Source organism: Rhodopirellula sp. MGV, assembly GCF_002251265.1.
Classification (GTDB): Bacteria; Planctomycetota; Planctomycetia; order Pirellulales; family Pirellulaceae; genus Stieleria; species Stieleria baltica_A.
The window spans coordinates 187,417-202,471 of record NZ_NPDI01000027.1 but is presented as its reverse complement, the minus strand read 5'-3'; the positions used below and the strand labels follow the sequence as shown (position 1 = coordinate 202,471).

Sequence of the window (15,055 nt, the reverse complement as noted above, 5' to 3'; positions counted from 1 at the left end):
CCAAGGTTGACGATTGGCACAACAAGGTCACCGACTGGATAGACTTTTGTCACCAGGTTTTCTTCGGCCGCTTCGACGGTCGTGATCTGCATCACTTCGTCTTTGATCAAGTAGGTCAAGTCGAGGTCACGAAGCATCAAACGTAGGAACGAACGCAAGCTGACGTTCTTCATGTCGATGCTGACCGGCATTTCCTCGTCGGCACCGATTTCGTCCAACGCACGACGGTCAATCACGATTGGGATATCGTGGGCGTCAGAGAGCTGACGGATCGCATCGTTCAACGGTGTTTCGATGAACTGGTGCGTGGTATCGTCAGACAATCGTTTTTCGATCATCTGCTCGGTTTCGTTATCGCCGACCAATTGGATCGAACCGTACTCCGCCAGTCGACGATCGCTCAGCTCACGCCAAACGTCCGCATCGGGGTACATTACTGGCGGTTCGTCAACAAATGGGATGTTGCTTTTGAGAACCAGGGAGAACGCGTCAACAAAGTTACGCTCACGCATTTCTTTGTAACGTCGATCACGGTCATAAACCTGAAGCGCCAACGGCTGGTCGGTGAAGTGACGACCGGCAACCGAGTCTTCGGTAATCGAATCGCCAGCCAAATCCGCAAATGCCAACGAGACTTCGCCGTCCGCTTTGTCGTATTGGCCTTCGTCAATCAACGCGTTCATCTGACGCGAAAGAGTTTGCAGAGTTGCTTCACGACGGAATGTCTTTTCCAACATCTGCGCGGTCGCACGAGCCGCTTCTTGCTGTGCGATGATGTTTTCTTGCTGAGCCGCGAAGCGAGCTTCGGAAACACTGGCCGCTTGGATTGCCGACTGCAGTTGGCTTTCCAGTTCGCGGCGGAGTTTGGGATTGATGTCCGGCAGCGATTGTACGCGGGCGAGGACCGATTTCAGTTGCCCGGCAACTCCGGTCGGGTCCGATCGCAAGGCACGCTCGGCAAGCCGCAACGAAGCGCGAACTTCCGCCCGCAGACGGCCTTCAACCGCGGCACGTTGCGATTCAACGCTTCGCAGCAGATCACCACCGCTTTCCAAGATTTCATCGTCGCCAACAATCGTGCGGTTCGGTGGCAGTTCGGGCATACGTGCTGCCGAAGGTGCCGGAGCCGCAGGAGCAGGCGCTGGTGGTGCAACGGCAGGTGCAGGTGCAGCCGGTGCGGGATCGGGATTCCCGAAAACATCGTCGTCTGCGGCAGCCGCCGGAGGAGCGTCCGCGTCGCCACCGAACAAGTCATCCATCGCGGCGTCGCCAGCCGGTGCTTCGTCCGCGGCGTCGCTTACATCGCCGACACCGAAGGGATCGTCACCGCCAAACGGATCGTCATCGCTACCAAAGGGCGAATCGTTTTGAATGATCAGCGTCGTGCCACTCAAGCGTTGCAGCGACTTGGCTTCTTCGTTCGACGAGTCCGCTTGGACGGCCATGTCGGCAATCGCTTTGGCGCCTTTCTTGTTGCCCTGCTTCAATGCCAACTTGCCGGCGCGAACCAACTCGCTGGATTGATTGGCCAACAGCTCGGCAGTCTGACGCAAGAACCCGCTGTTCGCGGTCGGCAGGGTCAAGCCGTTGTTGTTTGCAGCGGTCGCGACCAAGCCTGGCAAGAACGAGAAGTCAGGGTGATCCGCTTCAACAGCCGAGGCACCTTCGATGGTGACTTTCGCGTTCGGCGTGTCGCCATGGATCGAAAATGCGATGTCACTGCTTGGGGCGTCGATCGTTCCCAGCAAGATCGAATCGCGATCGACACGCAGTGGTGGCAAACGTTTCGCTTGAACCAAGTGCAGCGAAGACGGAACCGCAAGAGTGCTGACCCAAATCGGCGAACGCACTGCCGAGTCAGTCACTTGGCGTGCAATCGCTTCTGCGGTGTTGCCACTGGATTGTTCGACGATTCCCAAAACGCCGCCGGTCTGATTGGCCAAAATCGCCATCAGTTCGACGTTCTTGGTTGGCCCGATCGCGATGCTGTGAACGGAGATATGGTCCGCTCGCAGTGCGTCGACCATCGCCGAAAATCGTGTTTCGTTTCCGGTCGCGTCGATCGATGCACCGTCGCCGATATAAACGATCGAGCGGGTGTGTGATTGAGGCTCGCTCAGCAGCGTGCCGCGAACCGCTTCAATCACCGCGACCATGTTGGTGTGGCCCAGTGGCAAGCGTCGTGACAGGGCGCCCATCGCGTTGGAAACGTTTGACTCGTTGGACGACGCGAAGTTCGATGTCATCGCGACCGCGTCAACATCGGCGGCATAAACCTTCGCGCGGTCGCCCGATCGCAGGTTCGATAGCACGCTCTTCAGTGCCGCCATCGACTCGCGGCGGAAATCGCCCGCTTGGCTGGCCGAGGTGTCGACAATGATCACCACATCGGCTGCTGCCTTCGATGTCGCCGCCAACAACGTGTCGTCCGCCGATGGCATGATCGATGCGGCAAAGTACGAGTCACCCTCCGAGGCAGTAAAGCTGACAATCCGAACTTGTGCTTCGTCAGCGGAAACATTGGGAGCCATCATCGCAACCACGGCGATGGCCATTGGTGCCAGCCGTCGTAAACGGCTCGCAAATCGGGACGAGTGAACTGCGACTTCTCGCATCTGAATTTTCTCCGCGGTGGTTGAAAACAGGCGCCTGCGTGTCTTCATCGGAACGACCGTTGTGTTTTGCTAAGTTTCAAACCTGCCAAAAACGCCTAAATCGGCGGCTTGAGGCGCAACTGGGAAAAGGAATCAGCCTGGCGTAAGGCCTGAGTAGCATCTGTGCATCCAGAGTCTATTTCCGGCCTAGGCTTCTTTCTACGAAAAAAACGTCTTTCGCCGCCTCCAGTCTCGCAACCTCCGGAATAACCGGGTGTAGCATTTTGCAACACCTGTATCGAAATTGCTCAGCCGAATTAGGCGAAAGACAAGTCAAACCCCGTTGACGCCTTCAATAGACGCGAACGCTGTGCCAATTGCCCCGTTTTCCTAAAACCCTGGGTCCTTAGAACACCCTATCGCTGGACGGCGCGGTCGGACTTCACAGGAAGCGGCGACTTCAGCCGAAATACGGTTTTGGAACCGAATTAGGGAGCATCCTCGGAGGCAACCGGGTGCCCCTCGTGGTCAAACTCGAATTTTGACACGCCACGCTGCTTACTTGGCAGCTGCCCACGAACAATCACCTCATCCACCTTGTAGCGGGATGGATCGAATCGCTGGCTGCTGCGTTTGTCAGTAAAAACGCTCAGCGGAAGCTCCAGCGTCTCCGCCGGCTCAATCGGACTGGCCTGCATCAATAAATATTGCCCGTTCAGCTCGATCGCCAGATTCTTGATCGGCTGGTCCAACTCGTTGGTGACCGTGACGACTTCCGTCATCACCGCGATCTGACCATTGGTTGTCTCCACCGCCGCTTTGGTGAGTTTCACGCTCACCGGAAGGCGTGGCCCACCGACGCTGTCTGGAAAGATCGCGTACACGCCCAGCCCAACGCCAATCATGACGATGAACGCCGCAATCACCGCACCGCGAGAAACACGACTGTTCGGCGAGACACTCGGCGGCAATTCGTCGGCAGAACCACCGTCGGTCGAAATCGGATCGGAGTTCGCGTTCATACGGATCGTTTGCAAAAGACACAAAAAAAGCCGGCTGACAAATCCATCGACTCGTCAACCGGCAGTTGCTTTGGCCCGTCGGCGGCAAAATGGAGCCGCTGGGAGAAACGCGTAAGTCTAAGCGTGCTACTGCACTTGCCGTTAATTGACTTAGGCGAACCCTAAAAATGATCCCTCTGCCGAAATGGAAAGACCAAAGCGGGCGAGGCCGTATGTAGGCGTCGCCGCGTAAGTGTAGGCCACTGGCTGCTTACAGCAAGCTCAGTCTTTGCCTTCGACCTCAACGATCGGCGTTTCCCTCTCGCCGTCATCACGTTTTTCTGGCCAATCACCGCTCGATTTCCCTCGTTTCGCCTTCATCCTAGACGTTCCGCCCCCTCCGCTCGTGGTCTCCAGCGTCCCAGTGATGTGGCAAAAAAATATTGTCACAAGGCGATCGGTTCCACGCTTGGACACCAAGACAGCGAAACACCGATGCTACCAACGTCGTCCAGGTGACAACGAGAGACTTGCCATGAACCAGACAGCCAGACCGAAGCCGATCCGAATCGCACTTTCGATGATAGCAATCACAACAGGCTTGGCTTGCACTTCGGTCACCGCACTCGCAGAAGACACGCCAAACGCTCCCACGCAACGCGCAAGCGGATTGATCGGGGACTTGTTCAGCAAAATCACGATGTCGCAAACCGTTGCCGCCACGCAAATCAACGAAGCGACGGCACAGGCAAAAACAAGCGATCGGATTGTCGGCGAAGTTTCTTTGGGGAAATTTTTGAGCGGCTACGACATCCAGCACTCGATCGAATCGCAAACCGTACGCGTCCAAGCCAGCGAGCTTTTTGACGCAGCGGAAACGTCGTCTGACGAATCGGCCGCGTTTCTGTTTCGCGTTGATGCCGACAGCCAGCGGATCGACATTCACTTGCCAATCCCAGTGACGTCATCACTTGCGACTTCACCTCGTCAGGGCGAGTTGCTTTACCAAGCCATAACGGAGCTGAGCAAACTCTCCAACGTGCAATTGGTAATCGAGAACGATTCAATCGTACTGCACACCTCAATGGGCACGCCAAACGCATCGATCGAAGACATGCGCCGTGTGGCAGGCGTTTTGCAAGACGCAAGCTCTAGCGTGATCGCACGCCTCGTTTCCGAAAGCGATGACAGCGTGGCTCAACAAAGCCCGGCGGTTGAACCAGCAACACCTCCGACGGCCATTGATGCAAGTCAAATGGTAGGGACTTGGTCTGCCAAAGTCTCTGCAAAACAAGCCTGGGCGATTCGTTTCGATGACCAATCGAACTTCGTCTTGGTCTACACGCAAAACGGCAAGAACCAAGTCTCACAAGGCCAATTCAAACTGGCTGACGATGCTTTGATCCTGCAAGGAAAAGGCATCACACTCAATGGCAGCGTGACAATGCAAAACGACCAACTGATTTGGCAACTTAAAGACGCGAACAACAATCCGACAATCAAGTTGGATTTCAAAAAGCAGTCGTAAATCGACCGTCTTCGATCGATTGAGTGTCAGTCCATCTCGGGGAAACGTTGGAACGTTTCCTCGAACGCTGTCAACGAATTCCACTCGTCGTCGTTTTGAAGGTTCACGAAATCGCGTGGCGAGTCGCTACCATCGTCGTCATCTTCATATTCGTCGGCAAACTCGCCATCGACGATGATCCCGGCCAGTGATTGTGCGACCGTAAACGCAGTCGACAATTCGATCGCCAAGTCCGAACGAATGCCGCTACCGTCAAATTCGCCCATCCGGGCATCGAGTTCGTGTCCGATTTGCCAGCGCAAGTCAAGCCCTTGGCTCACTTCGGCAAGTCGCTTGAGCAATTCCAACAGATCGTCGGAGTCCATGCTCGATTCGCAGCCCAGGTCGGACGCTTCGACCTCAAGGCATAAACAGGGACCGTTTTCGCGAAGTGATACCGCTGACGATCCTCGGACTAAATCTTCAACCGACAAGCGGATCGAGTTTCGTGTGTTATCGCACTCGATCGAAGTGCTCGCGATGGAAAACAGTAGATTCATCCGTGTCTTAGTTCAGGTCAGCGATACGATGCGAATGCAAGATTCGGTGCCAGAGCATTAGTCCCTGCTCGGTCGGTTGATAAGCGTACCCAGATCATCGAGCTAAAAACAGTCTTGTCTTGAGCGAACTTCGGACTCCATCAACTTCGAGCAAGGTTTGATCGCGGATGACAACAAAGCGAGTTCTCGACGTTTCGGTCCAGCTCACGCCCGCTTGCCAGCGGCGGGTTTAGTCGCCACCATTGAGGGTGTGCTGCCGCAGGAGACTTATTGGGACCGAGGACATGCTTGCACGGTTGAAAACCTACACCTTGCTGGGAATCGAAGCGATGCCGGTCGATGTCGAGGTCGACATCTCTCCCGCCGCGATGCCCAAAACCATTCTCGTCGGCCTGCCTGACACCGCCGTCAAAGAATCGACCCACCGCGTCGAAAGGGCAATCGTCAACAGCGGCTTTACCCGACCGATCGATCGCATCGTGATCAACCTCGCACCAGGTGACCTCCCCAAACAAGCCGCCTCGTTCGATCTGTCCGTTGCGCTCGGTGTCCTCGCCGGCAGCGGACAGCTAATTCCCGACCGGCTGGAACAATACGCGATCATCGGCGAACTCGCGCTCGAAGGCTACACCCGTCCGGTCAAAGGCGGCTTGTCGATCGCCATCGAAGCAGCCAAAGACCAAGAGCTTCGCGGCTTAGTCTTACCGGCCGCAAACGCTGCCGAAGCCGCCGTCGTCGAAGGCTTGGAAATCATTCCGGTCGAAAGTCTCTCTCAAGCCGTCGCGTTCTTTGCAGGCGAAGTCGACATCGCGCCCGCACCCAGTCGACTTGAAGAACTGTTCGAAGAACACAGCTTGTACGACATCGACTTCGGTGACGTCCGCGGCCAAGAATCTGCCAAGCGCGCGATCACACTCGCCGCCGCCGGTTCGCATAATTTAATCATGTTGTATCCGGTTCCAGCCATTGCAGTGGATGTGAATCAGATTGGATTCTCCGGCACCAGGGCCGAAGCTGGACAGCCCTGCATTTTCGAGTTGCATCGATCTTCCGCAAGTCATTGACCACAAAGGGTTTGCGAAGCAATCCGAGGATTTAGACGCCGGAAAATCCCACGAACGCGTTGATCGGGTGTATGTTATTGATATCCTGGGTATCTAGATCTATTAGCGTCATATATGACGCTGATAGATGTAGATAGCACCCAACAGTGCTAAATCGGTAGACGAGCCATAAACATGGTCAGCGAACCATCAATCAGTCACGTCAAACATGCTGACTCTGATCAGTTTTGAGTTTTTGCAAAAAAAAACCGTGATCAGCATTGCTGACCACGGTTCGAAGGTTCTATCCATTTCCTCGTGACAGAGTCTGGATAGACCGATGCTTCGCTATCCTGGTGGCGAAAGCCGCCAGGATAGCTATCGTTTCCGCCCGAAAAGGCAGACGGCCAATATGATGGTCATTACGACCAGCATTTCAGCAGGACCAGTCATTTCAAACTCCTCCGTACTTGAGTGCAGAATTTGCGTTCCTCACGATCGGACCGCAGAGGCGGATTCTTCGCCTAACCGCCTGCGCGGTTCTGCCTACAAGTTTGGGGATTTTTCGGATTGGCCCTGTTAGCCAAGAGAATGTTAAAGTTTGCTTGCGAACTGTCAAACTCATTCCTCAGCTTGTTTCAAAACCCTTTGCTAGTAACACCTTACGTCATTGGCGTGTCAGGTGTCAGAGGGAACATGCGTTGTCGAGACAAATCTCTAAGTCTTTAATCAGCAAAGAGTTACAAGCTCGCGGCGGTGTAATGGCGGTTGCAACGCCAATGACGGTAATCTGCTGAAATTTCTGAAGTATTCCCTTAGCTTTGCTTTCAATTCGCAGACTTACCGTCGTGCACCCGGAGAATGATCAATAGATTATGCCGTTTTTTTGATAACTGACATGATTCCAGCAATATTTGCCATCCTCAATGTATTGCTCGTTCACGCTCTTGGAGCGTGATGTCGATTGAGTGGGCGCCCGTGATTAAGACCGTAATCAGCAGGAAGTCCAGCAGCAGGAATTCGAAATAGTCAACAGTCAAGTTGACGGTGACGCCGCAAAATTGATGTTTGACTTATCCCAGGTTTCTACGTCCGCTCATGGCGTTCTTTGATATCGGAGTCGTCCAATCCAATTGCCGAGCTGGAATTGCCATTGGGCGCAGTCTTGAAATCATCTGTACTAAGTTCGTTTTTGGGCTTTGCCATTTCAGTACGGTTCGAATCAAGGATGGCAAACTTTGCAGGGCTCGTATCCCGACTGAGCCCGGCTTAGCGGCATCGGGTAGTGACTCTGCTTGATGTGGCGACAACCTGATCGATGGTACTTGGTCCCTGTATCAGTGACGTAAACCGTCGGATCAGTCGCTCGCGTCGAAGGAAGATTGACTGGCAAAGCAGTTTCTACCCTCTGACCGTTGCGGTAGTCCCAGGGTGCGATTCGTTGCGAATCCGCCCATAGTCCTAGTGCCCCGCCACGTGCTGTCTGTTGTGCTGACGCAAGTCGAGTGTCGTGATTGTATTTCGCGTAGTGCCACGCTAATCCCGCAAGGATTAGCCCCTGGTTGACCCAATTGGTTGAGTCAACATAGAGATGGCCCAACTTTCTGCCATATCGGTCGCTCCCGGTTAATTCAGCACGAACGTCTTTGCCAAGAATCTGGCTGGATAGCCAACTCTTAGACTCGTCACCAAACCGTTGCCCCGTTTCAGGTGCGTCCACTCCTTCCAGTCGGATCTTCGCCTCGCCAACTCCACGGATCGACAGAATCACCGTGTCACCATCCACGATCCGCGTGATACGCCCGACTAAAACTTCTGCGTCTTGGTCATATCGCGGAGTTGTCGCAATCTGAACGTATCGCTGATCCTCATCACTCAGTTTCTCGATCGGTAGACTGACCCGTTTCCCCGTGTCCTGTCGCTCCAACTGGACGTGGGTTTCATTGAAATTGACCAACTTGGCGATTACCGAACTGGAACTGTTAGCCGCGGTCCATGTGCGGAAATCCTGTTCCGGTAGTTTCAGCTCAGGTGTGGAGTCCGGAGGGTCGGCAGGTGGCAACTCTGCTTTTTGGTCGTCAGACGTCTCTGGGACCGCATCCGGCTCCGGGGCCGCAGTTTCCGGTGCTGGCTCGACGCTTTCCCCTGTACCTGATTCGTCAACTTGCGGAGCAACGAAGTTGGGTGTGGCAGCCGTTGAAGCAATCACTGTGCGATTTGCTTCTCGCTGCTTCGTAGCTTCCGGGTCTTTGACAAACGCCCCAATGAGCCCAACTAGGCCACAAAGGGCGATCAGACCGACGAGAGACATGCTGCTCAATTGGCCCAGGCATCCGAGGCAGCCCCCGCCCGCTACAGCACTGCGGTTTACCGTGCGAGAACGAGACGAGCGGGTACGCTTTGCACCGTACTTTGCACTTATTGATCCGAACGGCGTTCGGATCGAATGCGTGATTCCCGATCGCGAAATTGTGAAGCGTCCAAACGGCGTTTTCTTGGACTTGCTAAGCCTGAATTTGTATCCCATGAGGGGAATCTTAATAGCTTCGCAGGGCGGCCGCCAGTCAGCGAAATTTGCTAAATTTCGGCCCGAACGATAACTACTTAGAAGAGGGACCAGCTTGGCCCTCAGATTGATCATCAGAGCGGGTTTGAAGGAGTCATGACCTTCACAGTTCTCGTCCATGGAGCGTCTTTCTCGTTGAGCACCATGGGCGGGAACGACCCACTCAAATCAACGAGAATTACATGTCAATTGCAACAACTTCAAACCGCATTGGTTGCCATCTATACTCCAAACCGTCACAGCGATTCCTTTCGAAACAGCAGAAACCGATTTACTGGTTCGAATCATTTTCAAGGTACAAGGGACCGCAGAAAGTCATCGTTTATTCACGAGTGTCTACGGAACAGCAAAAGAGGCAAGGTTCATTGCACCGTAGGACAGTCCACCTCTGCTCCAGATTGCATGCCAAAGGACATCACCTCACAGACGTATTCTCCGAAGTTCGCGGGCGAGAAGATCGAAGCTTTGGTCAATTAGCAAATGCCATTGAACTATCTTGGAGGACGGACGCAATCATCGTTGCTCACTCTTGGGACCGATTCATTAGGCCAGAAGTCAAACGAGCAGTTAGTCAGGGGTTGCTACCTTCGAATTCGGAGTTTTTCGATCTCTACTACGGAATAGCTGACGGGTTGTCCTTGGCAACGCTATGGTCCCCCAGACTTTGCTGGGAAGAAATCAAGCGTCGTGAAAAGCAATTTGCTGGCCCGATTCGTTCAAGTCAAACCGGCAATCGTTACAGCAGCGAGACGATGCAGATCGCTGAGACGCTGTATCAACGCATTGGCTCATACAGGAAGGTCGCAGATAAACTTTGCGTGTCCAAAAGTGCTGTGCAACGCTGGTGTGCGTAGGTGTCCCACTTCTGCCAGCGATCGCAAGTCGCGATGGGGATAAATCGCGAAATTCACCGGGGAATTGATGTTTTTGCTGTCTAACCCAGATCTGACAAGACCTAATTGGTAAACCCCATTCTATTCAACAATACAGCATCACTCCCACAAACACGGTTAACCTAAAACGGGTTAACCCAATCGAGGTTGTTCAAAATAAACAAATGAAAGAAGCACTACGTGAACAGGTCTGGAAACACATCCGCAATCGACTTGCGAAGAAGAGAGAATCGCAAGGCATAACTCAAACCGAACTCGCCAAGAAGATTGGAAAGCACCAAACTTTCGTCAGCAAATACGAAACCGACCAGTCGTCGCTCAACGTCATGGACTTCATTGCTGTATGCACAGCACTCCGCGTCTCCCCAAGCAAGCTCATTGAGAACGCACGAAAGAATTAAGCAATCGACTTTTTGCGAAGTGCGAGATTGACTTCTCGCCAGAGAGCGTGATACTGGAACTGGACTTCCACCCTTTAGCCGGGGCTCGACATGCTGCTCTAAACGGCAGCCGTCACTTCTTGCAGGGAGCCAAACAGCGTTACTCCATTAAGTGGTGATCCAATGCCCAAACCCAATTCGAAAAGTCTGTCTGACGATCTTTTCAAATCGTTAGCTGATCTCCAAGCAAAAATCGAATTCGCAGAGAAGCGATTAAAAAAAATGCCTGGGGCTCAAAATCTCATTCAGGTCGACGTTACCGACATCTTTTGCATAGGCTATGAACAAGCTCCTGAGGTACGTTGGTACCTGGAGTTCCTTTACCCTTTGATGCGAGTCTCCGAATACGACTGGGACCGATCCACCGATGCGTTCGACGACCTAGCAAGTTCAAGATCGCTTTCAGAACTTAACTCCGCAACACGAATCGCAGTTGCCGAGCGGATTCCAGAGCTAATTCAACTGGCAAAAGCGGGTGAGAAAGCACTTGCACGAAAGGCACAAAACGCTGCAGATGCCATCGAACAAGCGTTTGCCCAATTGGATGAGGATGACCAGTGAGCGATTCCAACCAATCACCCGATCAGTCCAACTTCCTACTTTTCTGGTCTCCGTTGATTGCACTTTTAACAGCCCTAATCGGTCTCGTAACTGCGATCATCCAAGCTACTAGCTAGCAGACTTGATCACTAACCGTGGTGAATAAGACCCTGGGGAGCAACAAAACGCTTCCCCGTCGCTAATTCCCCTACCGGTTTGCTTCTTGATCATCGAAGCATTTCAACATCGCAAAACGGATCTGTCATCAGATCCGTTCGGTGGAACGTAAATCAATTCGTTCCACGTCCCTGACGCGATGGCTACGGCCACTTCTGGCCATTCTCGATAGACATTGGGTCTCAATCATCCAGCCCGTCAGCCGTCGTCTCCGGACGTTGCGGTGTTCATCTAGGGTTGGGCGGACCAAACGCTCTGAGTCACCCCAAAAGTCCCGTGTTTCCGATGGACTGACGTTGTCAGATCGTGTGTTCATGTCGGGTATACCCTAAGTGCCACAAACAATTTGGGGCGATACGATCGATCAATCTCAAATCCGTCCCATCGAAAACCGGCAAGCACAATGGCTAAACGTTCCACCATCGCCGTTTACATCCGCGTGTCCACCGAGGAGCAAAACGAAGCATCCCAAAAACGAGAGATCGAACAGTACCTAGATCGCGAGAACTTTGACCTCGCTCGCGTGCGTTGGTTCATCGACAAATCCACGGGTGACGACATGGATCGCCCGGAGTTTTCCAAGATGGATAGACAAATCAGAAACGGAACGGTGTCGAAGGTCATCGTGTGGAAACTCGATCGCCTTTCCCGCGACATGGTCCAGGGGATGAACACGCTATCGGGTTGGTTGTCGAAGGGAATCGGCTTCACCAGCGTCACCCAAGATTTCGACTTCCGTGGAACGATTGGAAAGATGATCGCTTCCCTGCTTCTTGGCTTCGCCGAAATCGAGCAGCAAACGCGTCGGGAACGCCAACGTGCAGGGATCGACGCAGCCAAAGAGCAAGGCAAGTACAAGGGTGGTGTGAAGGGCAGAACCAAACGCAGGCAAGACGGATCAAAAGTCAATCCTGCTGAAGCGATCAAGCTTCGCCAGCAAGGTCTAACCTATCAACAAATCGCCAACGCGATGAATGTTTCCAAGTCATCCGTTCGCCGATATCTGGGCGTCGTAGAACGCTGAATCTACTGAGCCAAACAAAATGTGTGACAGATTTTTGATTTTCGTAGACAATCCCAAACGTCAATTTGTACACGGTTATCCCCCACCTATCACCCAAGATCGGAAACCGATTCAGGGGCGATGTCTACGACCAAACGTCAATCAACGCGATCAGCTCGAAAGGCCAAAAAGCCGGCGACGCTACCGGAACGCTTTGAGCCGAAGTTCATCGAAACTTTGGATCAACGTCAGGCGGTAGTTCGACTAATTCGCCGCAATGTTGAGCGGCTTCTAGAGGATGTTGGAGTGGACTCATTCCAACAAGAGATTTTGGCTCGTCGTGCTGTCTTCATCGCTGTCCAACTGGAAACGATGGAAGCGAACGCACTCGATGGGAAGCCGATCGATCTGGGCACATACACTCAAGGCGTCAACGCACTCAGCGGTCTGCTCGCGAAATTGGGACTCAAACGAGCGATGCGGAAAACAACTGATTTGTCCTCCTATTTGCAGGAGTCCAAGTCATGAACATTATCGACGCTTGCCGTGATCCCAACTTGTTCAAGCCATTCCTGGAAGACTCCAGTGGCTCGGTCGCAACGTGGAAAAGATGGTTCGCATGTTTGCGGGCGTTGCACGGTATCAAACTCGGGGAATCCTCCAAAAAGACGCTTCGCGAAGTAGCTAGTCGCGATGCGAGCGGATTGCCTACCAACGGATTCGATACCGCGTTATTTCTGACTGGTAGGCGATCGGGGAAATCTCGCATCGCTGCTGTGCTCGGAGCCTATGAAGCTGCGTTGGCAGGGAATGAAAAGCGACTGGCCAAAGGTGAACGGGGTGTAGTTGCGATCATTGCACCGACGAAAAACCAAGGCACCATAGTTCGCAATTATCTGCGTTCGGTATTCGATGTGCCGATGCTCGCAGGTGAGTTAGTTGGCGAGACCAAAGAAGGCTTTGACCTTAAAAATGGGATTCAGATCCGCATCATGGCGGGCGACTTCCGTACCGTTCGCGGCTTCACACTGGTGGCCGCAATCGTCGACGAAATCGCGTTCTTTGGACTTGAAGAAGAAAGCAAAGTCAAAAGTGATACGGAACTGATCCGAGCAATCCAACCATCGCTGGCGACTTGCCAAGGGAAGCTGATTGCAATCAGCAGTCCTTATGCAAAACGCGGATGGACGTACCGAACATTCAAACGGCACTTTGGGACCGACTCTAGCAACGTTCTCGTTGTGAATTGCCCGAGTCGAAGTCTAAATCCGACGCTATCCCAATCGATTGTTGATGCGGCGATGGCAGAAGACCCTTCATCCGCCAGAAGTGAATACTACGGGGAATTTCGCGAGGACATTTCAGCCTTCATTTCACGGGATGCGGTGGAAGCAGTCGTAATTAACGGGCGACAACAGCTTCTGCCGTGTCCCGATTTCAAATACTTCGCCTTCGTGGACATGAGCGGAGGACGAAGTGATGACCATGCCTTGGCAATCGCTCACTATCGCAACCGAATAGTCACCTTGGATTTCATTCGCAGATACAAGGCGGGACTTTGCCCGTATGAAGTCGCGAAGGAGATGTGCGAGGAACTCCGACAATACGGAATTCGAGAAGTGACCGGCGACAACTACGCAGCTGATTGGGTTGCTCAGGCATTCCGTGACTCCAACATCCGTTTCAAGAAAGCAGACCGAAACAAGTCAGCTCTATATCTGGAGTTGCTTCCGCGATTGGGGTCACTGCAAATCGAATTACTTGACTACCCGGTGCTAGTTGAGCAGCTCGTTGGCCTTGAACGCCGGACGAGAAGTGGTGGCAAAGATGTGATCGATCATCCATCAGGCGGGCATGACGATGTTGCAAACGTAGTAGCAGGAGTCAGTTGTTCTGCCAGTGCTGGAAGACGAATCGTAACCGCCCTTCGCAATCCAAATTCATTTTCTTTCTACGCCTGACACTTCTGTTTTAGCTCGTTTACTTGGAGTTCCCAAATGTCATTTAACCCAAAATACAGCCCTTTCAACATTTGCGAGATCTTCGAAAAAGAACACGGGGAAGATTGGGTGATCGATGGTGAGTGGGTGGTTTACCCTGACGGTTACTATCGTGAAGTGAATCCGCATGGCGTGTCGATCACTGGTTTCTCAACGAAGTTGGAACAACTTAAAGCGATTGCTTGGTACTGGAATGCAAAACTCAAGCGAGAGAAAAAACGATTCCATGAGCTAAAGGAAACAATACTGGGCGGGATGGCGACAACCGAGAACGCTGACAAGCTCAAGACGATGCAGCAGAATGTCAACGAGTACTACAAGTCGCTTCAAGACGCGAAACATGACGTTCTGCTTGAGGAAAGCCGGGAAAGCCGGGAAGAGCACGAAAAGGACTTCGCAGTGCTACTTCCGAAATACGCGAAGACGCATCGACTTTGGAACGCATTGCGAAACGAAATCGAAAACATGAGCGGCGATGTTCCAGAGTCCAAAGCGAAAGAATTTGTTGACCTGGAAGACCGTCTCTGCGAGCTACGCAACTACCTTGAAGTTGCAGTCTACAACTTTAAGAACAGCTGCGGAATTCCAACCGAATCGATGCGGCCGTTCGAAAAAGACTTCTCGAACAGATCCTTTGCTCCCGGTCCGCGAGAGCAACACAATGCTGTGATTTCAGAGGTTTCGCAACTATTCATTTGACCTTCTGTGCTATCCACGTCGGATTTGCATTT

Annotated in this window: 12 protein-coding genes; 8 read left to right on the top strand and 4 right to left on the bottom strand. The window is 52.9% G+C overall.

The genetic code is table 11. The annotated features are described in order from the left end of the window. Together CGZ80_RS09115 and CGZ80_RS09105 are read right to left on the bottom strand one after the other, a co-directional pair. Positions 1–2,555: VWA domain-containing protein (locus CGZ80_RS09115; RefSeq protein WP_158222624.1), on the bottom strand; the 2,555-nt coding region annotated here is incomplete at its 3' end. A 527-nt stretch (positions 2,556–3,082) separates the two neighbouring features. Continuing rightward, complete coding sequence (locus tag CGZ80_RS09105) at positions 3,083–3,616, bottom strand: hypothetical protein (protein ID WP_094413530.1); 534 nt, start codon at positions 3,614–3,616, stop codon at positions 3,083–3,085. A gap of 514 nt (positions 3,617–4,130) precedes the next feature. On the opposite strand from CGZ80_RS09105, the gene CGZ80_RS09100 reads away from it, so the two are divergent. Further along, a complete protein-coding gene (locus CGZ80_RS09100) occupies positions 4,131–5,123 on the top strand; it encodes a hypothetical protein (RefSeq protein WP_143543820.1) in 993 nt (330 codons plus the stop codon). Between the two features lie 26 nt (positions 5,124–5,149). Here the strand turns inward: CGZ80_RS09100 and CGZ80_RS09095 are convergent, their stop codons facing one another. After that, complete coding sequence (locus CGZ80_RS09095; RefSeq protein WP_094413526.1) at positions 5,150–5,662, bottom strand: hypothetical protein; 513 nt, start codon at positions 5,660–5,662, stop codon at positions 5,150–5,152. A gap of 284 nt (positions 5,663–5,946) precedes the next feature. Here CGZ80_RS09095 and CGZ80_RS09090 point away from each other — a divergent pair, with 284 nt between their 5' ends. Next, the gene (locus tag CGZ80_RS09090; protein WP_094413524.1) at positions 5,947–6,726 is read left to right on the top strand and encodes a magnesium chelatase domain-containing protein; all 780 of its coding nucleotides are present in this window, start codon (positions 5,947–5,949) and stop codon (positions 6,724–6,726) included. 1,201 nt (positions 6,727–7,927) lie between these two features. On the opposite strand, the gene CGZ80_RS09085 is transcribed toward CGZ80_RS09090, so the two are convergent. After that, complete coding sequence (locus tag CGZ80_RS09085; protein ID WP_158222623.1) at positions 7,928–8,914, bottom strand: thermonuclease family protein; 987 nt, start codon at positions 8,912–8,914, stop codon at positions 7,928–7,930. A gap of 1,414 nt (positions 8,915–10,328) precedes the next feature. Here CGZ80_RS09085 and CGZ80_RS09075 point away from each other — a divergent pair. The 6 genes from CGZ80_RS09075 to CGZ80_RS09050 all read left to right on the top strand — a co-directional run bounded on the left by CGZ80_RS09075 (position 10,329) and on the right by CGZ80_RS09050 (position 15,023). Beyond that, complete coding sequence (locus CGZ80_RS09075; RefSeq protein WP_094413518.1) at positions 10,329–10,565, top strand: helix-turn-helix domain-containing protein; 237 nt, start codon at positions 10,329–10,331, stop codon at positions 10,563–10,565. Positions 10,566–10,826: 261 nt separating this feature from the next. Next, positions 10,827–11,165 (top strand): hypothetical protein, encoded by a 339-nt coding sequence (locus tag CGZ80_RS09070; protein WP_143543818.1) that lies wholly within the window; start codon positions 10,827–10,829, stop codon positions 11,163–11,165. Positions 11,166–11,724: 559 nt separating this feature from the next. Continuing rightward, positions 11,725–12,345 (top strand): recombinase family protein, encoded by a 621-nt coding sequence (locus CGZ80_RS09065; protein WP_094413514.1) that lies wholly within the window; start codon positions 11,725–11,727, stop codon positions 12,343–12,345. 285 nt (positions 12,346–12,630) lie between these two features. Then, a complete protein-coding gene (locus CGZ80_RS27565; protein WP_143543817.1) occupies positions 12,631–12,852 on the top strand; it encodes a hypothetical protein in 222 nt (73 codons plus the stop codon). Next, positions 12,849–14,285: a hypothetical protein gene (locus CGZ80_RS09055; protein ID WP_094413510.1), complete on the top strand. Its 1,437-nt coding sequence runs from the start codon at positions 12,849–12,851 to the stop codon at positions 14,283–14,285. The genes CGZ80_RS27565 and CGZ80_RS09055 overlap by 4 nt, the downstream gene beginning before the upstream one ends. A gap of 36 nt (positions 14,286–14,321) precedes the next feature. Beyond that, entirely contained in the window at positions 14,322–15,023 is a 702-nt protein-coding gene (locus CGZ80_RS09050) for a hypothetical protein (RefSeq protein WP_094413509.1), read from the top strand. The last annotated feature ends 32 nt before the right edge of the window (positions 15,024–15,055 follow it).

What these genes read in the sequence shown, in the direction of transcription:
- CGZ80_RS09105 (WP_094413530.1), bottom strand. Translation starts at nt 3,616, where the DNA reads ATGAACGCGAACTCCGATCCGATTTCGACCGACGGTGGTTCTGCCGAC.
- CGZ80_RS09100 (WP_143543820.1), top strand. Translation starts at nt 4,131, where the DNA reads ATGAACCAGACAGCCAGACCGAAGCCGATCCGAATCGCACTTTCGATG.
- CGZ80_RS09090 (WP_094413524.1), top strand. Translation starts at nt 5,947, where the DNA reads ATGCTTGCACGGTTGAAAACCTACACCTTGCTGGGAATCGAAGCGATG.
- CGZ80_RS09075 (WP_094413518.1), top strand. Translation starts at nt 10,329, where the DNA reads ATGAAAGAAGCACTACGTGAACAGGTCTGGAAACACATCCGCAATCGA.
- CGZ80_RS09055 (WP_094413510.1), top strand. Translation starts at nt 12,849, where the DNA reads ATGAACATTATCGACGCTTGCCGTGATCCCAACTTGTTCAAGCCATTC.
- CGZ80_RS09070 (WP_143543818.1), top strand. Translation starts at nt 10,827, where the DNA reads ATGCCTGGGGCTCAAAATCTCATTCAGGTCGACGTTACCGACATCTTT.
- CGZ80_RS09050 (WP_094413509.1), top strand. Translation starts at nt 14,322, where the DNA reads ATGTCATTTAACCCAAAATACAGCCCTTTCAACATTTGCGAGATCTTC.
- CGZ80_RS09065 (WP_094413514.1), top strand. Translation starts at nt 11,725, where the DNA reads ATGGCTAAACGTTCCACCATCGCCGTTTACATCCGCGTGTCCACCGAG.
- CGZ80_RS09095 (WP_094413526.1), bottom strand. Translation starts at nt 5,662, where the DNA reads ATGAATCTACTGTTTTCCATCGCGAGCACTTCGATCGAGTGCGATAAC.